The 22,288-nt window shown below is 70.5% G+C and carries 18 protein-coding genes and 4 pseudogenes; 10 read left to right on the forward strand and 12 right to left on the reverse strand.

What is annotated here, in order from left to right:
* Window position 1: 1 nt before the first annotated feature.
* The 3 genes from lanL to WAB15_RS01915 all read left to right on the forward strand — a co-directional run bounded on the left by lanL (window position 2) and on the right by WAB15_RS01915 (window position 5,328).
* Complete coding sequence (gene lanL, locus WAB15_RS01905) at window positions 2–2,800, forward strand: class IV lanthionine synthetase LanL (protein WP_407285041.1); 2,799 nt, start codon at window positions 2–4, stop codon at window positions 2,798–2,800.
* A 5-nt stretch (window positions 2,801–2,805) separates the two neighbouring features.
* A complete protein-coding gene (locus WAB15_RS01910) occupies window positions 2,806–2,907 on the forward strand; it encodes an ALQxL family class IV lanthipeptide (protein WP_397885668.1) in 102 nt (33 codons plus the stop codon).
* A 120-nt stretch (window positions 2,908–3,027) separates the two neighbouring features.
* A complete protein-coding gene (locus tag WAB15_RS01915; RefSeq protein WP_407285042.1) occupies window positions 3,028–5,328 on the forward strand; it encodes a M14 family zinc carboxypeptidase in 2,301 nt (766 codons plus the stop codon).
* Here WAB15_RS01915 and WAB15_RS01920 read toward each other — a convergent pair.
* Together WAB15_RS01920 and WAB15_RS01925 are read right to left on the reverse strand one after the other, a co-directional pair.
* Entirely contained in the window at window positions 5,291–6,004 is a 714-nt protein-coding gene (locus tag WAB15_RS01920; protein WP_399147950.1) for a response regulator, read from the reverse strand. The two genes, WAB15_RS01915 and WAB15_RS01920, sit on opposite strands and share 38 nt — an antisense overlap.
* A complete protein-coding gene (locus WAB15_RS01925) occupies window positions 5,997–8,045 on the reverse strand; it encodes an ATP-binding protein (protein WP_407285043.1) in 2,049 nt (682 codons plus the stop codon). The genes WAB15_RS01920 and WAB15_RS01925 overlap by 8 nt, the downstream gene beginning before the upstream one ends.
* A gap of 166 nt (window positions 8,046–8,211) precedes the next feature.
* Here WAB15_RS01925 and WAB15_RS01930 point away from each other — a divergent pair, with 166 nt between their 5' ends.
* Entirely contained in the window at window positions 8,212–10,509 is a 2,298-nt protein-coding gene (locus tag WAB15_RS01930) for a BTAD domain-containing putative transcriptional regulator (protein ID WP_407285044.1), read from the forward strand.
* Between the two features lie 223 nt (window positions 10,510–10,732).
* Here the strand turns inward: WAB15_RS01930 and WAB15_RS01935 are convergent, their stop codons facing one another.
* Window positions 10,733–11,773 carry a peptidoglycan-binding protein gene (locus WAB15_RS01935; RefSeq protein ID WP_407285045.1) on the reverse strand — a complete coding sequence of 347 codons (1,041 nt, stop codon included), beginning with the start codon at window positions 11,771–11,773 and terminating at the stop codon, window positions 10,733–10,735.
* Window positions 11,774–11,987: 214 nt separating this feature from the next.
* Window positions 11,988–12,191: pseudogene (locus WAB15_RS01940) on the reverse strand (IS5/IS1182 family transposase); the annotation flags it as partial.
* A 200-nt stretch (window positions 12,192–12,391) separates the two neighbouring features.
* On the opposite strand from WAB15_RS01940, the pseudogene WAB15_RS01945 reads away from it, so the two are divergent.
* Window positions 12,392–12,679, forward strand: a pseudogene (locus WAB15_RS01945) (LD-carboxypeptidase); the annotation flags it as partial.
* A gap of 145 nt (window positions 12,680–12,824) precedes the next feature.
* Entirely contained in the window at window positions 12,825–13,403 is a 579-nt protein-coding gene (locus tag WAB15_RS01950; RefSeq protein WP_407285046.1) for a cysteine hydrolase family protein, read from the forward strand.
* Here the strand turns inward: WAB15_RS01950 and WAB15_RS01955 are convergent.
* Window positions 13,400–13,597, reverse strand: a pseudogene (locus WAB15_RS01955) (IS630 family transposase); the annotation flags it as partial. The gene WAB15_RS01950 and the pseudogene WAB15_RS01955 sit on opposite strands and share 4 nt — an antisense overlap.
* Before the next feature lie 207 nt (window positions 13,598–13,804).
* Between WAB15_RS01955 and WAB15_RS01960 the strand changes: the two are divergent.
* Window positions 13,805–14,158, forward strand: coding sequence for a hypothetical protein (locus tag WAB15_RS01960; protein ID WP_407285047.1), 354 nt, complete (start codon window positions 13,805–13,807; stop codon window positions 14,156–14,158).
* Between the two features lie 287 nt (window positions 14,159–14,445).
* Window positions 14,446–14,805 carry an NPCBM/NEW2 domain-containing protein gene (locus WAB15_RS01965; RefSeq protein WP_407285048.1) on the forward strand — a complete coding sequence of 120 codons (360 nt, stop codon included), beginning with the start codon at window positions 14,446–14,448 and terminating at the stop codon, window positions 14,803–14,805.
* 195 nt (window positions 14,806–15,000) lie between these two features.
* On the opposite strand, the gene WAB15_RS01970 is transcribed toward WAB15_RS01965, so the two are convergent.
* The 5 genes from WAB15_RS01970 to WAB15_RS01990 form a co-directional block, all read right to left on the reverse strand.
* Window positions 15,001–15,597, reverse strand: a complete 597-nt coding sequence (locus tag WAB15_RS01970; RefSeq protein ID WP_407285049.1) for an SMI1/KNR4 family protein — start codon at window positions 15,595–15,597, stop codon at window positions 15,001–15,003.
* 92 nt (window positions 15,598–15,689) lie between these two features.
* The gene (locus WAB15_RS01975) at window positions 15,690–17,333 is read right to left on the reverse strand and encodes a purine-cytosine permease family protein (RefSeq protein ID WP_407285050.1); all 1,644 of its coding nucleotides are present in this window, start codon (window positions 17,331–17,333) and stop codon (window positions 15,690–15,692) included.
* A 257-nt stretch (window positions 17,334–17,590) separates the two neighbouring features.
* A complete protein-coding gene (locus WAB15_RS01980; RefSeq protein WP_407285051.1) occupies window positions 17,591–18,046 on the reverse strand; it encodes a hypothetical protein in 456 nt (151 codons plus the stop codon).
* A gap of 609 nt (window positions 18,047–18,655) precedes the next feature.
* Window positions 18,656–19,081 (reverse strand): MarR family winged helix-turn-helix transcriptional regulator, encoded by a 426-nt coding sequence (locus WAB15_RS01985; RefSeq protein WP_407285052.1) that lies wholly within the window; start codon window positions 19,079–19,081, stop codon window positions 18,656–18,658.
* A gap of 172 nt (window positions 19,082–19,253) precedes the next feature.
* Entirely contained in the window at window positions 19,254–20,135 is an 882-nt protein-coding gene (locus WAB15_RS01990; protein ID WP_407285053.1) for an NmrA/HSCARG family protein, read from the reverse strand.
* Window positions 20,136–20,237: 102 nt separating this feature from the next.
* Here WAB15_RS01990 and WAB15_RS01995 point away from each other — a divergent pair, with 102 nt between their 5' ends.
* Window positions 20,238–20,717, forward strand: a complete 480-nt coding sequence (locus WAB15_RS01995) for a MarR family winged helix-turn-helix transcriptional regulator (protein WP_407285054.1) — start codon at window positions 20,238–20,240, stop codon at window positions 20,715–20,717.
* Window positions 20,718–20,832: 115 nt separating this feature from the next.
* Here the strand turns inward: WAB15_RS01995 and WAB15_RS02000 are convergent, their stop codons facing one another.
* A complete protein-coding gene (locus WAB15_RS02000) occupies window positions 20,833–21,402 on the reverse strand; it encodes a flavoprotein (RefSeq protein WP_407285055.1) in 570 nt (189 codons plus the stop codon).
* A gap of 1 nt (window position 21,403) precedes the next feature.
* A pseudogene (locus tag WAB15_RS02005) lies at window positions 21,404–21,633 on the reverse strand (transcriptional regulator); the annotation flags it as partial.
* A gap of 141 nt (window positions 21,634–21,774) precedes the next feature.
* Between WAB15_RS02005 and WAB15_RS02010 the strand changes: the two are divergent.
* Window positions 21,775–22,281 (forward strand): SigE family RNA polymerase sigma factor, encoded by a 507-nt coding sequence (locus WAB15_RS02010; RefSeq protein WP_399147965.1) that lies wholly within the window; start codon window positions 21,775–21,777, stop codon window positions 22,279–22,281.
* The last annotated feature ends 7 nt before the right edge of the window (window positions 22,282–22,288 follow it).

Below are 22,288 nucleotides of genomic sequence, written 5' to 3' on the forward strand. Positions count from 1 at the left end.
CATGGATTCGATGCCGCCGCGGGACGCACGACGCGCGGGCGACGACGCCTTCCTCGTCGATATCGTGGAGTCGGTGTGCTCCCGGCACCAGGACGAGGGCGGCGCATGGCGCGTCCGCCCGGGGGACTTCTGGTGCTATGTGTCCCCCGTCGACGAGCCCACCAGGGTGCAGGGCTGGAAGCTGCACATCTCCGCGACTCCGCTGTCCGCGCCGCTGGTCCTGTCCCGTGCCGCGCAGGTGCTCGTACGCCGGCGGTGCAGGTTCAAGTTCGCCGGCACCGTCGGCCGTGCCGGGGAGCTGGTGTCGCACCGCTACGACCGGGGCGGCGGAGGCAAGTTCCTCACCGTTTACCCGGAGTGCGACGACGACGGGCTGCGCGCCCTGGCTGATGAGCTGCACCGGGCCACCGAGGGGCTGCCGGGGCCGGGTGTCCTCTCCGACCGTCCGTGCTTTCCGGGCAGCCTGGTCCACTACCGGTACGGAGTGTTCAACGGCGTACGTGCCCTGAGCGACGCAGGCATGCACGAGGCGATGCTGATCGCTCCGGACGGCACACTCGTGCGTGACCAGCGCAAGCCGTGGTTCTCCCCGCCGCCCTGGGCACCCCGTGACCCCTTCGCTGTGGAGCAGGCCCCCGCGCCTCGTAAGGCCGCGGCCCCGGCCCCCAAACCGGTTCTGCTGGACGGCCGCTACCTGGTCCATGAAGTGATCCGGCACGCGTTCGCCGGCGGCGTCTACCGGGCCACCGACCAGGCAACCGGCGACCCCGTCATCGTCAAGCAGGCACGCCCGCACACCGCCGCGACCCTGACCGGCCAGGACGTCCGCGACCGGCGGCGCCATGAGGCCGCCATGCTGGACCTGTTCGCCGACAGCGGCTACACCCCACGCCCGGTCTGCGTCTTCGAGCAGCAGAACGACATGTTCCTCGTGCAGGAGGCCGTTCCCGGCACGACGCTGCGTCAGTGGGTGCTCGACCACCTCGTCTTCGACGACGGGGGCCCCTGGGGGATCCCCCTCTCAGACGCCCTGCGCCTGGCGCGCGGCCTGACCGGCGTCATGCGCTCCGTCCACACGGCGGGGTGGGTGCTGCGGGACTTCAACCCCAACAACGTGATGATCAGTGGCAGCGGCGAGGTGCGCCTCATCGACCTGGAGATGCTCGCCCGGCCCGGCGAACCCACGACCCGCATCCACACACCGGGATACGCGGGCGCCGAGCAGAGCACCGCGCCCAGCATCGGTGCGGCGCCCCGCCCCGCATCTGACCTCTACAGCCTCGGTGCCACCCTCTTCTACCTGGTAAGCGGCGTCGACCCGCTGCTCGCTGCCGACGCACCGGCCACCCGCCCGTACAGCGAGCGCCTCGCCGCCTGGCTGCTACGCCTGTCGTCCGGCAACGCGGCGGCGCACCGGCTCGCCCCGCTGATCCTGGACCTCCTCCAGGAGGACCCGGATCAGCGGCCCGGTGTGGACGAGGTCCTGGACCGGCTGGCGGAGACGGCCGTCGACGAGAGGTCGCCCAGCGGCCTCGCCCCGGCGCGCGGTCTCGCGGGCCACGAACTGAAGCAACTCGTCTCGGACGGCATCGACCATCTCCTCGTCACCATGGACCCGGAGCACGCGGAGCGGCTGTGGCCCACCGGCCCGGTGGGGGCGGCGACGGAGGCGTTCAACGTCCAGCACGGCGCGGCGGGTGTCCTCGGCGTGCTCGTCCGCGCCCACGCCGATGAGCCGCATCCGGGGCTGCGTACGGCCCTGGAACAGGCGGCCCGGTGGATCAGCCGACGGGTCGGGCGGGAGCCGCGGACCCTTCCGGGGCTGTACTACGGCAGGTCCGGGACCGCCTGGGCCCTGCTGGATGCCGCCGTACTGCTCGGCGACGCGGTGCTGCTCGCCCATGCGAAGGATCTGGCGGTGCGGGTTCCGGTCCGCTGGCCCGGTCCCGACATCTGCCACGGGGTGGCCGGTGCGGGCATGACCCAGCTGTGGTTCTGGGAGGCCACCGGAGAAGAGCGGTTCCTCGACCGGGCGCGGCAGGCGGCCGACCATCTCACGTCGGCTGCCGTCCGCAACGAGGGCTCCGTCGTATGGCCCGTGCCCGGGAAACTCCTGGCCGGCCCGTCCGACATCGCTCACTACGGGTTCGCCCATGGTGCCGCCGGAATCGGCGCGTTCCTGCTTGCGGCGGCGCGGGCCACCGGCACCGCCGCGTACGGGGAGCTGGCGGCCGAGGCCGCACGGACCCTGCTCGCTCTGGCCGAGGTGGCGGAGGGCGCCGCGTACTGGCGCAGCGGGGAGAAGAACAGCCCCCGCAAGACCCACTGGTGCAGCGGCTCCTCCGGTGTCGGGACGTTCCTGGTGCGGATGTGGCAGGAGACCGGCGAGGACGCCTTCCGGGAGGCCGCGCACGGGGCCGCCGTCGCCGTCCGCCGCTCCCGCTGGCACGTCGGCACCGCTCAGTGCCACGGTCTCGCGGGCGACGGGGAGTTCCTGCTCGACCTCGCCGAGGCGTGCGGCACGGGCACCTACCGCGAGTGGGCGGGAGAGCTCGCGGCAGGGATCCATGTCCGTCATGTCCTGCGGGACGGGCGCGTCGTCCTGCCGGACGACGGCGGGACAGAGGTGTGGGCCGACTTCAACACCGGCCTGTCGGGAGTCCTCGCCTTCCTGCTGCGCCTCGCCCACGGCGGGCCCCGACTGTGGCAGCCGCGCTCCTTCACGGGTCACGGCGACGAAGACTCCGGTACGGCCGCGGCCGTACCGGTCCATCACCACCGGACAGCGGAGAGGGGGTGAACATCATGGAGTTCGACGTGAACGCTCTCCAGCTCCTGGAGGAAGAGACCGCCGAGAGCGGCGCCTGGCCGCCGCCGACCCAGGGCACGTGCTGCAGCACCTTCTGACGCAGCGACACCCTCGCCCACCGTTCCCGCCCGCCGACGGCGGGAACGGTGGGTGCCTTCATGGGGGCACCGGCCACGGACCGGCGCGGGCCCGGCACGGCGACACGACAGGAGCGGGACATGAGGACACGGCATCCTTCCGGTAGGGCGGTACGGGCCGTGCTCGCGGCTGCGGTGAGCGGTTTGGCGCTCCTCGCCGTGCTCGCGCCGGCATCGCCCGCACCGGCCGCCTCCTCGCGGCAGGTCCTGTCCGCCGAGCGGGCGGTGCCCCGGCCGTGCCACGCCGCCCTGCTGCCCCCGCACACACCGGGCGTGGCCGCGCGCCCGGTGACCGCCTCGGCGGACGGAGTGCTGCGCGCCCGGCTCGCGCCCCTCTCGGGGGCGGAGGGCGACTGGGACTTCGCCGTCTTCGACGCGGACAGCGGCACGCTCCTGGCGGCCTCGGCAGCGCCCCGCAGCCGTGAACTCGCCGAGACCTCCGTCGCCGAGGGCCGGCACCTTGTGGTGCAGAGCTGCCGGAGGCTGGGGCCCGCGCGCACGGTGTCGCTCCGTGTGGACCTGTTGGCGCGGCCCCCAGGGAGCGGCCCGGCACCCGCCGCCGCTCGCACGGAAGGCGGCATTCGGCACAGCTCTGCGTTGCCGTCCGGACGGTCCGGCTACCGCCATCTGTACGAGTACGAGTACGAGCTCAAGGAACTCGCCCGCGCCCACCCGTCCCTCGTGCGCTCCTTCGTTCTGCCGCACCCGACGGTCGAGGGCCGGGACGTCTCCGGAGTCGAGGTGAGCAGCCACGCGCCGCACATCGCCGACGGCAAACCGGTGCTGCTCACCCTGGGTCTACACCATGCGACCGAATGGCCCAGCGGTGAGATCGCCCTGGAGTGGGCCTATGAGCTGGTGCGCGGCCACCGCACGGATCCGTGGGTCCGGGGTCTGCTCGAGCGGACCCGTGCCGTCATCGTCCCGGTGGTGAACCCCGACGGGTTCTCGGTCTCCCGCCGGGCCGGGCCCCGGGGTGACTTCACCCGCTTCGACTACGAGAACAAGCGCAAGAACTGCAGCGCCCTGGACGCCCCGTCCTCCCACGCCTCGGGGGCGTGCGGGGCCAACCCCGCGGGCCGCGACCGCGGTGTGGACCTCAACCGCAACTACGCGGGATTCTGGGGCGGTGTGGGCGGTGCCCCGCAGTGGTACGCCGACTACTACCGCGGCCCCGCCCCCTTCTCCGAGCCCGAGACCCGCAATGTCCGCCATCTCGTCTCCACCCGGCAGGTCACCGACCTCGTCTCCCTGCACACCTACGGCAATCTGGTGCTGCGCCCGCCGGGAGCCCTCGACACCCGTCCGCCGCTGGACGAGCCGGCCTACCGGACCCTGGGCGCGCGGCTGGCCTCCCGCACCGGCTACCGCAGCGAACCGGCCTGGAGGCTGTACGAGGCGACGGGCATGACGGAGGACTGGTCGTACTGGGCGACCGGAGGCTTCGGTTTCACCCTGGAGATCGGTCCCGCCAAGGCCCATGGTCCGTACGCGGACGCGGTGGTCGCCGAGTACACCGGCAGGGCGCCGGCAGCCGGCGCGGGCAAGGGCGGAATCCGCCGGGCGCTGTTCGATCTGCTCGCCCACACCGCTGACCCGGCCGGGCACGCGACGCTGACCGGCACGGCGCCCCGCGGCCGCCGGCTGCGGCTCCACAAGACCTTCCGGACCCCGACCTCGCCGGTGCGCGGGGCCGACGGCTCGACCGGGCCGCCGCTCCAGGTCACCGACACGCTCGTGTCGGACCTGGTCGCCCCTGGCGGCCGGTTCACCTGGTCCGTCAACCCCTCCACCCGGCCGTATGTCGCGGGACGATACGGAAGGGACCCGCAGGGCCCGGCCCAGCCGGTGGCCGAGCTCGTCAATCCGCCCGGTCTGCCGCCCGAGAACACCGGGTTCCCGCAGGACCCGGCCGCGGACCGGGTCCCGTTCACCGTCCTCGGTCCGCCGGAGGCCGACGCCGGCCGGATGAGCGTGTCGGTGTCCTGGACGTCGCCCCGCACCGACTGGGACCTCTACCTCCTCGACGCGGACGGCCGTCCCGTGGCCCAGTCCGTCACCGGCGGGGCCAACTCCGAACAGGCGGTCCTCCTCGACCCTTCCCCGGGCCGCTACACCGCCGTCGTCGTCAACTACGACCAGACGAAGACGGACCCCGACGACTGGACGGGTCGGGTGACGTTCCAATCGCCGCTGCCCGCCACCTACGGCCCCTCGGAGTCGTACTCCCTCAGCTGCTCGAACCGCGCCGGGCGCACCCTCGGTACCACCGAGGTGCGGGTCGGGCGGGGTGAGCGGGTGGACCTGGGCGAGGTATGTGCCCGGCCGGCGCGCGGCGCCGCGTTCACGCCGGCCCGGTCGGGCCGTGCCGCAGATAGGTGAGCACGGCGGTGACCCGGCGGTGCAGCTGGGACTCCTCCGCCAGGCACAGCTTGGCGAACGTCGAGTTCACGTGCTTCTCGATGGTCGACTCCGAAAGCGACAGCGACTCGGCGATGGTCCGGTTGTTCATGCCCTGCGCCATCTGCCGCAGTACGTCGAGCTCGCGGCGGGTGAGCTGGGCCAGCGGTGAGTCGGTGGTACGGATGTGGCTGCCGACCAGCACCTCCACGATGCGCGGATCGACCACCGAGCGCCCCGCGGCCACCTCGCGCAGGGCCCGCAGCAGCTGATCGAGCTCGCCGATCCGCTCCTTGAGCAGATACGCCAGGCCGTCCGTGCCGCGCTGGAACAGGGCGAAGGCGTACTGCTCGTTGGCGTGCTGCGACAGGACGACCACGCCGGTGTCCGGGTGCCGTGCCCGGATGGAGTGTGCGGCGGTGATGCCTTCGGTGTGGTGGTCGGGAGGCATCCGGATGTCCGCGATGACCGCGTCGAGCCGGAACCGCTCGACCGCGTCGAGAAGTTCCCCGGCCGTACCGACCGCCGCAACGACATCGACCTCGCCGGTGTCCTCAAGGAGCCTGCGGGTCCCCTCCCTGACCAGATAGTGGTCCTCGGCGATGACGATGCGCAGCCGCTCGGGGGCGGTCGTCCCGGGTGCGTTCCGGTCAGGCATGGGTCGTTTCCCTCCGCCGCTCGGTGAGCCGTGCATGGACGGTCGTGCCGCCCCCGGGCCGGGACTCGATGGACAGCTCCCCGCCCACCGCCTCGATCCGGTCGCGCATCCCGGTCAGCCCGGAGCCGAGCCGGGCCCCGGTGGGGAAGCCGACTCCGTCGTCACTGATGGCCAGCAGCAGGGCTGTTTCGACGTGCGAGATCCGGATGGTCACCCGGCCCGCGTCCGCGTGTTTGAGCACATTGGTCAGCGCCTCGGACACCAGGAAGAACGCGGACTCCTCGATCTCGGGCGCGAAACGCCGAGCGCACACCGTGGGTTCCACATGGACAGTGACGGGGATCGGCAGCCGGCGGGCCCGGGAGGTCACCGCCGCTGCGAGGCCCTGGTCGGTCAGGACCGGGGGGTGGATGCCGTGCGCGAACTCCCGCAACTCGTCGATGACCCGGACGGCGTCCTCCTGGATCTCGGTGAGGGTGCTGTCCACGGTGCCGCCGCTGTCGCGCAGTTGATTGCGCGCCAGCCGTAACTTCGCCACCAGAGCCACGAGTTCCTGCTGGATACCGTCGTGCAGCTGCCGCTCGATGCGTCGCCGCTCGGTGTCCTGGGCCTGCACTATCCGGGTCCGTGAGGCGTTGAGTTCGCTCGCCTGGCGCTGGACCTCGTCGACCCGCGCCGACAGTTCGGCCGTGAGCCGGGCGTTGTGCACGGCGAGCGCCGCCTGTCTGGCCAGTGTCTCGACCAGGTCGCGGTCCTCGGGGGTGAACCAGCCCTCGTTCTTGGGCCCGTACTCGATGAACCCGAGGATCTCCTCGCCGTGCCGCAGCCGCACCCCGGCCCGTGAACCGATATCGCCCGCGGTACGGGAGCCGGCCGTCGCCACGGCGAAGGGCCCGTCCCCGGAATCGGCCGCGCCCAGCTCGACCCGTACCCAGCGCAGGTCGAGTCCCTCCCGCAGGCTGGTCGCCAGTTGCGGTGCCAGCCGCTTCACGTCGTAGGCGTGTTCCAGCGTGGTGCCGCACTGCACGAGCAGTTCGAAGTTGGAGGGGCGTGCCCCGAACACCCGGCGCGCCGCGAGCTGGTTGAGCCGCCCTCGCACCGGCTGGAACAGCATGGTCGCGCTCACCGCCACCAAGACCGCCAGACCGATGGGCAGGTACTGTCCCGCCGTCAGGCCCAACGCGGTGGTGATGCCCAGATACCAGCCGCCGGTGATCAGCCAGAGCAGCCCGTACACCACGGGTTTGCGCAGGGCGATGTCCATGCCGGGCAGCAGATGCCGGAACCCGGCGTACACCACGCCGACCGAGATCAGCAGATAGGGCAGCGCCCCGAGCACCGCACCGATGAAGTACGCGACTCCCGTCTCACCCTGCCACATCCGGAACAGCCGCGATGAGCCGCGCCCCAGCAGTACGGCGAACGCCACCGCCGCGACCAGCGTCAGACGGCTGCTTCGGGCACCGCGGTCCCGCGCCGACAGCAGGGACCGGACGAGCAGCAGGCCCGCGCCCACAGCCGGCAGCCACGCCTCCGGCTGCACCAGCAACCGGGACAGCTGTTGTTCGGGAATGTCCGACGCCATCAGGGCCGGCGGGCAGAGCGTCAGCAGCCACAACGCACCGAGCAGGACACGTTCGTAGTCGTGCCGGTGGCGCCCGTCCGGCAGCAGCGCCACCAGGCGGACCAGCAACACGCTCACGACCACGTCGAGCGTCCTGGCCACCAGCAAAGCGGTCCACACCAGCGGCGTGGGCGGGTTCCAGTCCAACGGTTCGACGAAGAGCGTCAGCGTGAAGCGGACGACCAGCCCCAGTGCCGCACAGGAGCCGGCCACCACCAGCCGCCGGGCCACCGGGTGTGCCGGAGCGCGCCACCACAGGAACAGCCCGGCCGCATAGCAGGGCAGCACCGCGCCCAGGCTCCAAGCCAGCGTCCGCTCGGCGGAGATCCAGATGCCGCCGGCGAGCACCGCGTAGAGCAGTCCGAGTCCGCCGCACAGGGCGAGGACGCGGACCGGCCATCCGTGAACACCTGCCATCCCACGAGTTTCCCGGTCCCGCCGCACGGTGTACAGAAAGCCTGCCTCCACTCCCCCATGGCGGCAAACCTCCATACCGAAGCGAGGCCGCCCGGATACCGCGCGCCCGAGCGCCCGACCACACTCGTCATGTCCGGGGTCCCGCCCCGGAGCTGGGGGGAGCACGATGACGATCACACCGACCGAGGAGTCCGGCCACGCGACGGGCGGCATCGGGGAGGACTGGACCGCCGCGCCCGGCCTGCTGCGCCGGGCCGCGTCCTGGACCGATCCCATGGAACCGGCGCTCGGACAGCGACTGGGAATGACCTACCAGTTGCTGGGTGAGCCGGCCCGCGCCCTGGAGATCCACCGCAGGACCGCCCTCGCCGGGGCCGGGGCCCCGGACGAGATCACGTCCCTTGCCTGGGCCGCCGCCGCCCACTGCGCACGGGGCAGGCTGCGCCCGGCGCGCGCGCTCGGACAGCTCGCCCTACGGGCCCTGCGGCACTGCTGCGATCCCCGTGCCCAGGCCGTCACCCACACCACCGCCGCGACGATCGCCGCGTTGGAGGGCCACGGCCTTCTCGCCAAGCATCACGCGGACCGGGCCGGGGAGGCGGCGCGTTCCTCGGGGGACGCGATGCTCCATCTGTTCGTCCATACGAGCCTGGCGGCGGAACGTCTTGAGCACGGCGCTTGCCAGGACGTCTGCGACACGCTCGGCACCGCGCTGCGGGCCCTCGGCGGGGGCCATGACGGCGTCGATGTGCCGCTGGTACTGCTGGCCCGCTGTCGGCGTGGCGCCGCGCACCTGGCCCTCGGCGAACTGGACCGTGCGATCACGGACTTCACCGACGCGCTCGACGGCTACCAGCGGCTCGGCGAGTCCTTGGAGAGCGGCCAACTGGGCGCCGCGGCGCTGGTCGGCCTGGGGGAGGCGCACCGGGAGCGCGGTGATCTGGGCCCGGCACGGGCGGCCTATCAGGAGGCGGTGGTGCGCACGGAACACTCGGGCGATGCCCAGCTGCTGGCCTCGGCGCTGACCGGTCTGGCGCTGACACGATGTACCGACGCGCCCGGTACCGCGGCCGTGCTGGCGCGCCGGGCGGCCGACGGGTGCGTGGGCCCGCAGCGGATCCGTGCCCTGCTCGCCGGCGGCTGGATCGCTCTCGCGGACAACCGCCCCGAGACGGCGGCCGAGGCGGCCCGGCAGGCGGCCGGGGAACCGGCCGCGCAGATCTCGCGGACGGCGTGCGCGGAGATCCTCGAACTGGAGGCGATGTGCCTGGCCGACGGGCAGGCACGGCAACGGCTCCTCGACGACGCGGAGGCGTTGTGGGCCACGGCGCAGCGTCCGCTGGCGGTGGCGCGAGTGGCCGTGGCCCGGGCGCGGCTGCGTCCCGCGCCGGAGCGGGGCCCGGTTCGGACGCTGCGTGAAGCGACGCTCCGGTTAAGGCAGTTCGGCGTGTCTCCCGCGGCGGCCGAGGCGGCCGGTCTGCTCAACCGGGTCATGGCCGACCGGGAACCGTGCGTGAGCGTCCGCGTCCTGGGCGGCTTCCGGGTGATCCGGGACGGTGTACCGGTGAGTGCCGACGAGTGGCAGTCGAAGAAGGCCCGCGATCTGCTGAAGGTGCTGGTCGCCCGGCGCGGCCTGCCCACGTCCCGCGAGGTCCTGATCGACACCCTGTGGCCGGACGAGGACCCGGCTCGCTGCGCCAACCGTCTGTCGGTCGCCCTGTCGACGGTACGGCTCGTGCTCGACCCCGGACGCCGGATGCCGCAGGACCACTTCATCACCGCCGACAAGCATGTCGTCGGTCTGGCCCGGCTCCGCGTCGACGTACAGGAGTTCCTGGCCGCCGCCCGCCATGCGATCGCCGGTGCGCAGCGCACCGGAAGCGGCGCCTTCGCCTCCCTGGCCGCCGCCGAGGAGCTGTACCGGGGGGACGTCCTGGAGGGCGAACCGTACGCCCCGTGGGCGGCGGGCCTGCGCGAGGAGGCGCAGGCCGTCTATCTGGAACTCCTCACCCAACTCGCCGCGGCCGCCGCCGAGAGCGACGACCACCACTCCGAGGCGCACTACCGCCTGCGGCTCCTGGAGCGCGACCCCTACGACGAGGACGCCCATCTCGGTCTGGTCTCCCTGCTGACCGCCACGGGCCGCCACGGCGAAGCACGCCGCCGCTACCTCGTGTACGCCACGGCGATGAACGAGATCGAGGTGCCCCCGGCCGCCTTCCCGTCCGCCCTGCGCGGCACGGTGGCCGGGCGGGGCTCGGGGGGTGATGCACGGCAGTTCGGGACGTACGAGAGCCCGGGCGAACGGCGCAGCAACGCGCCGACTGCGAGTCGGCGGCGGTCCTCTTCCCCACTCCCCCACGCCCTCAGCGAAGTCTTCAGCCGGCGTAGCGCGGACAGCGCGTACAGCACAGGCCCGCGTTCACTCACCACACCGTCGCCCACCCTTCCTGACCTGGACTAACGTAAGCGAGACCGATGCCACTTTCCTCACAACTTCGCAGGACACAGCTACGGTGACAGGCGGGAACCAGGGATTGGGCGAGAGGCCGCCCGGCAACTCGCCGCTGCGGACATGGTGGTCTGTCTCGGTGCCCGCGATCCGGAGTGGGGCAGGCTCGCGCCGCCTCCGGTCTCTGCTGACCGGGCGGTCCGTCAGGAGGAACCGCAAACAGACCTGGCGGGCACTACTTGGTCCGCAACATCAGGGCACGTCGGGTCTGGTCGCCGTAGACGCCCGTCTCGTCGCCGCGGACGCTGTACCACTTCTGGAATCGGGCCACGGCCGCGCGGACGTCTGCGCCGTAACGGCCGTCGATCGCGCCCCCCTCGTAGACATTCGGGATCTGGAGCAGACGTACCTGCAACTCGTATACGCCATGGCCGCTGTCGCCCTGGCGCAGCACGCCCGTGGCTGGGATCTCGGGGAGGGCGGCAGCCGGGTTCCCGCCCAGTTGCCCGGACGGCGGGGCCGGGCCGTCGGGCAGTGGAGGGGCCAGTTGTCCGGAGGACGTGGGCGGGACGACCGGGGCCGGGTTATCGCTGCCCAGCAGCGAAGAGGCGACGATCAGTCCGCTCACGGCGCCCAGACCGAAGACTCCGGCGACACGAGTGTCCCGTCGGCTGGTGAATGGCCGCCATCCTCGGCGCTTGTCCTTCGCGTGCGCACGGACTCGTCCCGGTGACGCCTCCAGGGGCGGGGCGAGGAGGTCCTCCGAGGGCGCGGCCGGGCGTTGGGGGATGGCGGACCCAGTGATGTCCGAGCCGGCCCGGCGGGGCGCGTCCTCCTGCAGGGGAGCTGGGGGCAGGAAGGTCACCGGCGGCGAGGCGTACGCCTCGTCTGTGCCACTGGCCGTCGGCCGCTTTCCCGCCAGCGGGGGCGGAACAGTCTCCAGTTGCCTGTTGCGGAACCACAGCGGCTCCACCACGACGTCCTGCGGAGCATCGACCTGACGTACGCCACCGGTCCACTCCGGCTCCGCGGCAGACGGCGCGACGGCCTGCGGACGCCCCGGATCCCGACCCTCCAGCCTGTCCCCCGCCGGCTGTGTCGGTCGGGGCGGGGGCGGAGCCGGCGGCGAGAACAGGGACGGGATCGGCTCGGCCAAGCCGGCGCTCATGGCCGGTTCGCTGCGTTCGCACCAGGTCGCCGGCGGGATTTCGGCCCAGCCCTGCCGCTCGTCGAACGCGTAGAGGTCGGCGCGTGCGGCGTCCAGGGAGTCCAGCACGGCTTGGAAGGAGTCCCAGATGTCTTGCGCGGCATCAGGAGCTGAACCGTGAGCTTGCTGAGGTTCCGTGTCGTTGAATCCCACCGGCAGTCCTCCTCAAACCAACGTCCGTGGACAGCGACAGCTCGCCAGAACGTCCACGGGCCGGCTTCGCTGTTTCGTTGTGAGGCAATACGCAAACCGTGCGACCTTGTCTCATCCCGCGTTACGGGATGCGGGTAAAGCGGCCCCGGTCGAATCCGGCAGGGCGACCGCCGCGGCTGCCACGCCGCCGGCGATTGGCCCGCTGGTCCCGGCGTTCGTGAATCGTGTGCCGGATCTGTCGTCGGCGCAGGTAATGCCGGTTCCGGCGTGAGCTGTCCGCTTTGTCGCCGCATAGGTGGTCCGGACGTGTGCGTGGGTGCCCGCCCGTTGCGCGCCGCGCTATTCACCTCCGAGCCGTTCGAGCTCACGGAGCCGAAGGAAACACGAGCGGAGGACGGCCTGTGGCAGGACCCGGCGACGCTTGAGGCCGAACCCGCCATGGAGCCGGCAGGCACCTGGATATGGCACAACGCGGACCAGGTCGTTGAGGGGCGTACTTGGGGAGGGGAATTGGAAATCCTGTCCTGGCTGATGATGGCCGACCGGGAAATCCTTCCGGTCGATCAGTACGCCGGGCATGTGCTGTTCTTGGAGACCTCAGAGGAGATGCCGCGCGACGAGCAGGTCTACCGGATCCTTCGCAACATGGGCGAGCGCGGGCTGCTCCGGCAGTTCTCCGCGCTGCTGCTGGGACGCGCCAAGGCATGGTCCTTCCAAAATCGCAACAATGCCGATCAGCGTGCCGAGTACCGGAGCGCCCAGCGCAAGGCGGTGCTGCGGGCGCTTTCCGAGTACGCCCCGGACATGCTGACGGTATTCGACGTCGACCTCGGCCACACCGACCCGCAGGTGGTGATTCCGATGGGCGGCACGGTCAGAATTGACGGGTCCGAACGCCGAATCACGGTGATGTACTGGGAAACCCAGCCCATTCCCCTGCCGAACCGACTTCGTTCCTGGAGACGATATGAGCAGCGCCCTCCTCGTGATGGACGTCCAACAGGCCATTGTGGACCTCGTCGACGCCGACTCCGCATACCTGCCACGCCTGCGCAGGGCGATCGACGGGGCCCGGGCGGCGGACATCCCCGTGATCTACGTGGTCATCGCGCTACGTCCCGGCTTCCCGGAAGTCGGCACGCGCAACAGGCCGCTGGCTGCTATCGCGCAGGCCGGCCTCTTCGTTGAGGGCGCTCCAGGCACCGAGATCCACCCGGAGGTCGCGCCCCGGCCGGGCGATGTGGTGGTCACCAAGAGAAGGGCGAGTGCGTTCTCGGGCAGCGATCTCGACGTCGTGCTGAGGGCACGCGGTATCGACAGCCTCGTGCTCACCGGCATCGCCACCAGCGCAGTGGTGCTGTCCACCCTGTGCCAGGCCAACGATATGGACTTCGGCCTCACCGTCCTGCCCGAAGCCTGTCTGGACACCGATCCAGAGGTGCACCGGGTGCTCGTCGAGCGGCTGTTCCCGCGATGGGCGGATGTCGTCACTGTCGACGACTGGCTCAAGTCGATCGCGCCTCAAGAACCAGTTCAAAACATCTAGTGACCTGAGTCAGAGATTCGTCGGCAGTAGGCGGCGACTTTGTCGAGGATTTCGTCGGCTGTCTTGGTCCAGATGAAGGGGCTGGGTTGCTCGTTCCAGTCGGCGAGCCAGGCACGGATGTCGCGTTCGAGGGCCTGGACGGAGCGGTGGACTCCTCGCTTGAGCTTCTTCTGTGTCAGCTCTGCGAACCACCGTGCCGCAGGTTGCTCGCCGGGCCGAGCATGGGTGGCAGCCCATCCTGCGCTCGTGCAGGCAATGACCGATGACCTGTCAAGTGACGGTCGCCATCAGCATCGGTTCCTCGTCCCAGTACGACCACTACGACGGGCCGGCCATCGCACCCGCCCATACCTTGCGGTATTTTCACTCTTCGTCAGACATTGAAGGGTCAGTTCCCACTTATGTACGAGCAGTTCGACACCATCGGTGGGACAGCACCTTCCGACACCGAGCTGGTCCAGCGCATCCGAACGGCAGCCCGGACCGGCGCCCGAGCGGCAGTTGACCCGTATGGCGCGTCGGCTCCGGACAGGGCAGCCGAGGTAGGCGAAGAGGCCCTCGACGAGTTCCACCGCCGGCACTACGCCGCCGTACTGGCCTACGCCCGCGCCTGCTCCAGGTCCTCCCAGGCCGCAGCGGATCTGGCGAAGGAAGCCATCGGCGGCGTCCTGCACTGCCCCGAGCCGGGAGTGGGGTCTGATACGGCGTGGCGGGACAGCCTGCTGGCGGCGGTACGCCGCACCGGCGCGCCATGATGCCTCGGCCGGCAGCCCTGGACGGTCCGGTCTCTCGTCGGCCACCACTTCGGACCACCCGCCGACGGCCTCGGCCAGCGGCTCGGCGGACGCCTCCAGCTCGGCGTCGGGCTCCCCGCCCCCCCACCCGCACCACGGCGTCGAAGCATCCGAGCTCCCGGCCCCCCTCGTCGGCGAAGCCGTCGCCCTCCGCGCACCCAGGCTCCGAGGGCAAGCCGTCGACCGCCCGCACCACCGCGTTGGGCGCCCGGCCGTGGACCTCCAGCAAGAACGGCTGGGCGCCGGTAATGCTGAATCGCAGCATCGACGGACGCCCCCTCACGATCCAGGGAACCCACTACCCCGAAGGGCTGGGGGCTCACGCCTTCAGCGAGATCACCTATCACCTCGGCGGCGCCTGCTCCGCCCTGAGTGTGAACGTGGGCGTCGACGACGAGGTGGGCGCGAACGGCTCAGTGGTCTTCCAGGTCTACCGGGACGGCACGAAGGTCGCCGACAGCGGGCTGATGACGGTCGACCAGCCCGCGAAGCACCTCACGGCAGACCTGACCGGCGGCAGCGAGCTGCGTCTCGTGGTCACCGACGGCGGCAACGGCAACAACTCCGACCACGCCGACTGGGCCGGCCCCCTCATCACATGCCGCTGAGCGGTCGCCGACAGCTGCTGCGGCCGAACTGCCCCGGTGCGTACCTGCGCGTCTCCTCCGACCACCTCGGCCTCGAAGTCGGCCTCGGCCATGAGCCCGAAGACGCAGAAGACACCCGAGCAAGAGGTCGTTAGACGCCCTGATTGTGGGCGACGGGCGGCTGCGCCCCGCCGCCGCCGGCGGGCCGGTGACCCCCTACCGCCAGTCGAGGCGCCCGTCGACCACGCGCGGCGCGCTGTCGCCCCCAAAGCCCCGCCCCTCGCTCAGCGCGTTGGCGACCTCGGTCAGGTAAGCGGCGAACGTCGCCTCGCCCGGGTCCGGAAACTCCGCCTCGGCATAGTCCCCGAGCAGCCCGTACCCCTGGCCGGGGGTGCAGTCGACGAAGCTGCCGTAGAAGCCGTCCGGGTCGATGGTGGTGATCGGCAGGTACCGCTGCCCGGGCTCGTCGTCCAGGCGCTCGGCCGCGACCGGGCCCTCGAACCACGTGCCCAGGTTCTCCAGGGGGCCGATCCCCTCACCATCGGGCAGGAAGTAACCGGTCGGCTCGGGAGCGTCGCGGGATGTGGGCCAGTCGAAATCCGAGGCTGGTCCGGTGCCATTGCTCACCAGGTAGAAGGCGCGCACATCGGCCGGAACCGTCAAGTCGAGGTCCTGTTCCAGCGAGCGGAGCTCGCCCTCCGTCGCGGGCGCGGGCAACCGCTCGAAGGTGCGAGGCGCATGCGCCTTCAACCACGTCTCGATCCGCGCCCAGGCGACGAGGGTCTGTTCAGCCTGTATCTGATCATCGGTCATAGCGCGGACCATAGCCGCAAGGTATGACACCGGCCGCCAGCGCCAACGAGGCTTCACCCGGCCCGCCCATGGATCACGGCCCAATACGCGCCCTAGTAGACGGCGGGCAGCACATGGTCGCCGGCCCGGTCGGTGCTCAGGCACAGCGAGCAGACCACCGCGTCGTGGGTGTGGCAGGCGGCCAGGTCCGGGCGCTCGAAGTCCTGCCGGCAGACATGGCAGGTGGAGATGGTCGCGCTGGGGTTGCCGTCCGCGTCCAACAGCGGTTCGTCGATTCCGTCATCGGTGCGCCGCAGGTAGTAACGGCCCTTGGTGGCCAGCGCCATCAGCGGCGTGAGGACGAAGGCGATCAGGGCCGCCGCGACCGGTGAGTACGGCTGGAGGCTGTCGCCCAGGGCATGGAAGTACATCGCGATCGACAGCCCGGAGGCGGCGGTGAAGGCCACCACCCCCACGGGGTTGACGGCATACAGCATGCCCCGGCGGAACTCGGGAGCGTGCGGGGACAGCTTCAGCAGGTACTTGTTGACGATGATGTCGGTGGCGACGGTGACGACCCAGGCGATGGCGCAGTTGGAGTAGAAGCCCAGGATGGCGTTGAGGAAGCTGAACATGTCCGCCTCCATCAGGACCAGGGCGAACGCCAAGTTGGCCAGCACGAAGACCATCCGGCCCGGGTAGCGCTTGGTGACCCGGGTGAAGGAGTTGGTCCACGCCAGCGAACCGGAGTAGGCGTTCGTCACGTTGATCTTGATTTGGCTGATCACGACGAGGACCACGGCCAGCGGCACCACCAGCCACGAGGGCAGCATCGCGGCGAAGGCCCCCGTGAACTGCTGGATGGGCTCGGTGGCCGCGGCCGGGCCCACCTCCGCGAGGACATAGACGGCAAGGAAGAGCCCGATGGCCTGCTTCAGCGCGCCCAGCACCACCCAGCCGGGGCCGGCCATCACCACGGCCGTCCACCAACTGCGCTTGTTCGCCTCGGTCTTGGGCGGCATGAAGCGCAGATAGTCGATCTGCTCACCGATCTGCGCGATCAGCGACAGGCAGACGCCCGCGCCCAGCAGCACCGACGCGGTGTTGACGCCGCTGCGTCCGTCGGAGCCCGCGTACGAAACGAAGCGTTGTACCGTTCCCGGGTCGGTGGCGACCAGATAGAGCAGCGGGCCCGCCATCAGCAGCAGCCAGACCGGGGTCGTCCAGACCTGGAGCTTGCTGAGGGCCTTCATCCCGTAGATGACCAGCGGGATCACCATGAAGGTGGAGACCAGATAGCCCAGCCACAGTGGCAGCCCCAGGCCCAGCTTCAGCCCCTGCGCCATGATCGAGCCTTCGAGCGCGAAGAAGATGAAGGTGAAGCTGGCGAAGATGACGCTGGTGAGCACCGAGCCGTAGTACCCGAAGCCGGAGCCGCGGGTGATCAGGTCCAGGTCGATGTTGTACCGCGCCCCGTAGTAGGCGAGCGGAAAACCGGTGACAAAGATGACCACCGCCGCGACGAGGATCGCGGCCAGCGCGTTCCCGGTGCCGTGGGTGAGGCCGATACCCGCGCCTATGGAGAAGTCGGCCATGTAGGCGATGCCGCCCAGTGCGGTGGTCGCCACCACCATCGGCGTCCAACGGCGGTAGCTGCGCGGCGCGAACCGGAGGGTGTAGTCCTCCAGGGTCTCCGATACCGCCTGCCCGCGGGCGGGCTCCGCCGCGACAGCCGGTTTCGCATCAGCCTGGGTCATGCCGCGCCTCCTGGGGTGCCGTGGGAACTGCGACGAACTGCGTCGCTCACGGCCGGACGTTAGGAAGCGCGTGTTACCGCGGCGTACTTCCCGGGTGAACCGGCTGTTTCCGAATCTCTCCCAGGCAGTTCGTAAAATCTCCGCAACCTCACCAGCACCGAACTCCCCATCGCCGTCGCCCTCATCGTCGGCACCGTCGAGCTCCTCGGGCTCCTTGCCGAAGAGCTCGACGTGCACGGGTTCTTCTGCCGGGCCCGTTACGAAGGCACCGAGGCGCCGTAGATCGAGAGGGCTGCAATCCCGACCACGCAAGCGACTATCACCCAGTAGCCGAAGCCCCTCGCACCCGCACTTCGCCTCTTTCGCGCGGCGGAGTTGGTCGCTTGATGAGGTGCCGCCGGCCTGGACGCGGCCGGCGTGGGACCGGAGGCCGCTTCGGCGAGCAGGCGGCGGCAGGTCGCCGCCAGCTGGACGGTTTCAGTGGAGAGCGACACCACAGCTTCTGCTCGCGCCGGCGCGGTGGTACCGCCATCGAGGATGCGACCCGCACGGACGAGGATCTCGTCCCTGCCTCCAGCCGGCGCGAGACTGATCCAGCGCTTTACATGCTCGCCGCGGATGACCACTCCCCCAGACCGCTCGCGGTAGACGGTGTGTTCCCGCCAGAGCGTCTGCGCCAAAGCCTGTGCGGTTTCTCGCAGTTGGACGCTCACAATCTCCCCCTACGCCACTTACCGAATCGAACAAGCATCGCACTGTAGCGGTAGGTCGCAGCTCTGAGCCATTCCGTCGGAACCCGTCCGAGCTCCGGGACGACCGTGAGGGGAGGCCATGCCTACTCGGTCCGGCCGACACCCAGGCGATCGGCTGCGGCACGACCGGCGAGGCCGCCCACCGCTTGCAGCAGCGTGGCGCGCACGTTGTCGAACGAGTGCGAAAGCGTCAGGAACTCATCGAGACTCCACGCTCCTCGGCGAGCGGGTGGCGCGGGCTGTCGAGCCGGTGCGGTCATATCCTGCCGAACAGAAGGAAGTTCTCCCCTTTCAGGCATTCACTGCCTAAGGGGTATCTAACGGCGACCACGACACCCTACTCTGGAGCCGCCCCGGTCGCGTCCACGGACGTGGTGTACGGCATCGCGCCGGTGCGGGTGATCCGGCCTGTCCGTCCGTCCCGGTCGTATGCCCAAGTCCCCGGGCCCGGTGCATCGCGTCACCCAGGGAGGCGAACGTGGCCAGTGGGGCTGGATCGACCGATTCCGCACCCATCGCACCCTCAGCGCATCCTCGCTGGTCAGAAGACCTCGTGAAAGCAAGATCCGATCAGACGGGACGGCTGACGCGCGTCGCCATTTCAAGGTTTTGGCTCATACGTTCCAGGACGCGGACGGCTGTGCGGTACTCGTCCAGGGAGATGCCGGACATGGACAGCTCGCGGAACGCGTCGACACGCACGGCCACGTCGGCCAGGCGCCGGCGACCGCGATGCGTAAGGGCGAGCCGGTCTGGTGCGGGACGGTTCGCCCAGCCGTCGGCGAGAACGGTTTCGATCGCCCCGGTCAGCGTGACGGTGCCGGCGTTGGCGGCCAGGGTCGACAGGACTTCGGTGTCGGCGACCTCGGGGGTGTCGCGGATGACGTTGAGGACCTGCCAGGCGATGCGTGTGAGGCCGAACTCCTCCAGCATGTCGTTCATGTAGCAGGTGAGGGCCCTGTCGGTGCGGTTGAGCCAGTAGCCGATCGGTTTCATGAGCGTGCTCTTTCATCGGTGGGTGGTGTTGTCCGACGTCCTCCGGGCAACGGTGTTGGACTGTGGCGCCGTCGGCATGGGGCGGCGCGCTGAAGTACGCCAGGCGAGGGCGTTGGTGATGTAAGCCGGCGGGCGGGGCCGGCGGCCGGGCCGCAGCCGCGGTCGGAGAACGTCACTGATGCGCAGGCGCCATGGACAGGAGTGCGGGCCAGTCCTGGGCGACGGCCCAGTCGGTGAAGCTGTGCCAGTTGACTTCGGGGTAGTCGCGTCGCAACGCGGTGGCATCGACGTCGAGGCCGACGGTGGTGAAGTACTCGAACATGGCCGCCAGGTCGGCCGATCGGGTCCGGACGTAGGCCAGGGGTACCTCCTGGTGGGCGATCGGGCGACCGATGGCGGCTGCGAGGATCTCCGCCATCTGGCCAGGCGTGCGCTCGTCGGAGGCGATGTCGATGCGGCGGCCGGTGAACTCGTCACGGCGCTGGAGAACCAGCGCAGCGAACGCGCCGATGTCCGAGGCGGGGATCAGCGTGAGGGGTCGGTCGGCGGGCATGGGCCAGGCGAAGGTGCCGTCGCGTAGCCCGTCGAGGGTCCAGCCGCTGGCGTAGTTGTCCATGAATGCCGCCGGGGCGATCACCGTCCAGGGGACCCCGGCTGTGCGCAGGTTCTGCTCGACCAGGTGCTTGCTCTCGTAGTGCGGGATGCCGGTGCCCCGGTCGGCGTGGGCGGCGGAGGTGAACACGATGTGCCCGAGACGGGCCTCCGCCGCGGCATCGACGAGGGCCTTGCCCTGTCGGACTTCGGTGGCAGTGTCGGTACCGAACGGGGTGGTGACCGCGAAGAGGGAGTCCGCTCCGGTGAGGGCGGCCGCAAGCGAGGGGCGGTCGTCGAAGTCGGCGTGGCGCACCTCGGCGCCGAGGCCGCGTAGGGCTTCGGCGGCGGGTGAGGCGGGATGGCGGGTGAGCGCGCGCACCCGGTGCCCAGCTGTCAGCAGGGCGCGGGCGGTGGCCCCACCCTGGGCTCCAGTGGCTCCGGTGACGGCGATGGTGAGCATGGGGTCTCCTATAGGTACTATCACTGTGTGGCACATTAACTGCGTCACGCAGGAGACTACAAAAGATTGCTGCGCCGCGCAGCATTTTGGGGTGTGATCCAGATGACAGACCCGCATCGGGCCCATCTGTACGAGGAGTTGTCGAGGGAGTCCCGCCGCTACCTGGCGGCCTATGTGCTGTTCAACCAAGCCATCGCCGACCATCTCGGACTGCACCCGACCGACGTGCAGTGTCTGAGTCTGCTGACAGCAGAGCCCGGGCCGCTCACGGTCAAGCAGGTCGCCGACATGACGGGCCTGACCACAGGTTCGGCCACACGGCTGGTCGACCGGCTCGAACGTGGCGGCTACGTGCTCCGCGCCCCCGATCCACAAGACCGCCGCCGGGTGCTGGTCAGTCCGGTGCCGGATCGCATTGCCCGCGTCACCACGGTGTGGGACGACCTCGGCCAGACCTGGCAGGCGCTCCTCGACGAGCACACCGACGACGAACTTGAGGTGATCACCCGGCACATGCGACGGGCACACGACCTCAGCCACGCCCAAATGCGACGCTTGCGGTCCCGGCCGAAGCCAGACTGAGCCGGGAGACGGCAGGCCGTTGGACCGCGGCCTGCTACCCGCAATGATCGAAGCCGACCGTGGCGTCATCATCCACGTCTCCTCGCGCCGCTGCGGATCGGCACCCTCGGCTACCTCATGTCTCCCGCGTCCGCGCCCGCCCCGAGACCTCAGGGCTGAGCAGTTCCAACGCTTCCTCCCAGCGGAAGCCGTCCGCGCCGCCCCCGGCCTTCGCCCGTTGAGGCCCGTAGGAGCCGATCAGGACGCCCATCCCACGCAGCCGATCCAAACTCTGCGGGTACGCGGGGTGGGCTCCCTGGGCCGTATTCAGGTACGGCAGCGCGGCCGTGGGGATGCCGAGGCCGTACGCCTCGCACAAGATGCCCAGGGCCAGGGTGTCGGAGATCCCGGCAGCCCACTTGTTGATCGTGTTGAAGGTGGCCGGTGCGACCGCGATCGCATCCGGCGGCGGTAGGGGACGAGGGTCGCCGGGCGAGCGCCAGGCGGACCGGATGGGAAAGCCGGTCTGCGCTTCGACCGCTGCCGCGTCCATGAAACCGAGCCCCTGCGGCGTGGCGATGACGCCGACGTCCCAGTTCTGTTTCTGGGCGGCCGTGATCAGCTGGTCCACGTCGCCCGCGATGCCGGACGCGCAGACGACGACGTACAGGAAGGGCTTCTTGTGCTGGTCGGATACTTCGGTCACGCGGGGCTCCCAATTGCCGGCTGAAGTGGTGGAGTTCAGGCAAGGCTCGGCGGTGATCGCGGGCGGACATGTCGGCGACCAGATCCCGCACCGCGGGACGGCGGACGTCCCGGGCCGCACAGGTCTCGGGGAATCGCAGGGCCTGATAGCCGTCGGCGAGCCGACCATGCTGACTGTAGGCGCGGGCGGCTTCCACCCACAGGGCGGCCGGCGTTCGGGTACGGGGATGTGGGTGTGCGCTTCGGTGTGGGAGCTTGCGCACGGGCCGAGGTGGGCGTGTGAGGCAGGTCACGGCCGGGGGCTGCATAGCGGGACGTGGGTCAGTGCCTTTGTAGGGGTGTAGGCGAGTAATCGAGGCGAGGGACGGCGTTGATGGGGCAGTTGCGGGCCGAGGCGTTCGACCGGTTCGTCGCGGATCGTTGGTCGGCACTGCTTCACCTGGCGCATCTGCTCACCGGTGGAGATCGGCATCGGGCCGAGGATCTGCTGCAGGAGGCGCTGGTCAAGCTGTGGTTCGCGTGGCCGAGGGTGGCCGAGCAGGCGCCGGAGGCGTATGTGCGCCGGGTGCTGGCACGTGCGGCGGCTCGCTCGGCGCGACGTCGCTGGTGGGGCGAGCGTCCGGTGGAACGGTTGCCGGAGCTTCCCGAGGCCGGCGATGTGGCCGCTGCCGTCGAGGAACGGACTCGGTTGGAGGCGGCGCTGGCATTGCTGCCGGTGCGGCAGCGCGCCGCGGTCGTGCTGCGCTATTACCAGGACTTGTCCGAGGTCCAGGTTGCCGAGGCGCTGGGGTGTCCGGTGGGCACCGTCCGGTCCCTTACGTCACGCGGCGTGACGCGGTTGCGGCAGCTCCTGGGTGACGCCATCGAGCCGGTGAAGTGAAAGGAGA

The sequence above is a fragment of the Streptomyces sirii genome (assembly GCF_045690365.1).
Classification (GTDB): Bacteria; Actinomycetota; Actinomycetes; order Streptomycetales; family Streptomycetaceae; genus Streptomyces; species Streptomyces sirii.

Bases quoted from the DNA above. Each gene is read 5' to 3' on its own strand.
- lanL (WP_407285041.1), top strand. From the start codon at position 2: ATGGATTCGATGCCGCCGCGGGACGCACGACGCGCGGGCGACGACGCC.
- WAB15_RS01910 (WP_397885668.1), top strand. From the start codon at position 2,806: ATGGAGTTCGACGTGAACGCTCTCCAGCTCCTGGAGGAAGAGACCGCC.
- WAB15_RS01915 (WP_407285042.1), top strand. From the start codon at position 3,028: ATGAGGACACGGCATCCTTCCGGTAGGGCGGTACGGGCCGTGCTCGCG.
- WAB15_RS01920 (WP_399147950.1), bottom strand. From the start codon at position 6,004: ATGCCTGACCGGAACGCACCCGGGACGACCGCCCCCGAGCGGCTGCGC.
- WAB15_RS01925 (WP_407285043.1), bottom strand. From the start codon at position 8,045: ATGGCAGGTGTTCACGGATGGCCGGTCCGCGTCCTCGCCCTGTGCGGC.
- WAB15_RS01930 (WP_407285044.1), top strand. From the start codon at position 8,212: ATGACGATCACACCGACCGAGGAGTCCGGCCACGCGACGGGCGGCATC.
- WAB15_RS01950 (WP_407285046.1), top strand. From the start codon at position 12,825: ATGAGCAGCGCCCTCCTCGTGATGGACGTCCAACAGGCCATTGTGGAC.
- WAB15_RS01960 (WP_407285047.1), top strand. From the start codon at position 13,805: ATGTACGAGCAGTTCGACACCATCGGTGGGACAGCACCTTCCGACACC.
- WAB15_RS01965 (WP_407285048.1), top strand. From the start codon at position 14,446: ATGCTGAATCGCAGCATCGACGGACGCCCCCTCACGATCCAGGGAACC.
- WAB15_RS01970 (WP_407285049.1), bottom strand. From the start codon at position 15,597: ATGACCGATGATCAGATACAGGCTGAACAGACCCTCGTCGCCTGGGCG.
- WAB15_RS01975 (WP_407285050.1), bottom strand. From the start codon at position 17,333: ATGACCCAGGCTGATGCGAAACCGGCTGTCGCGGCGGAGCCCGCCCGC.
- WAB15_RS01985 (WP_407285052.1), bottom strand. From the start codon at position 19,081: ATGAAACCGATCGGCTACTGGCTCAACCGCACCGACAGGGCCCTCACC.
- WAB15_RS01990 (WP_407285053.1), bottom strand. From the start codon at position 20,135: ATGCTCACCATCGCCGTCACCGGAGCCACTGGAGCCCAGGGTGGGGCC.
- WAB15_RS01995 (WP_407285054.1), top strand. From the start codon at position 20,238: ATGACAGACCCGCATCGGGCCCATCTGTACGAGGAGTTGTCGAGGGAG.
- WAB15_RS02010 (WP_399147965.1), top strand. From the start codon at position 21,775: ATGGGGCAGTTGCGGGCCGAGGCGTTCGACCGGTTCGTCGCGGATCGT.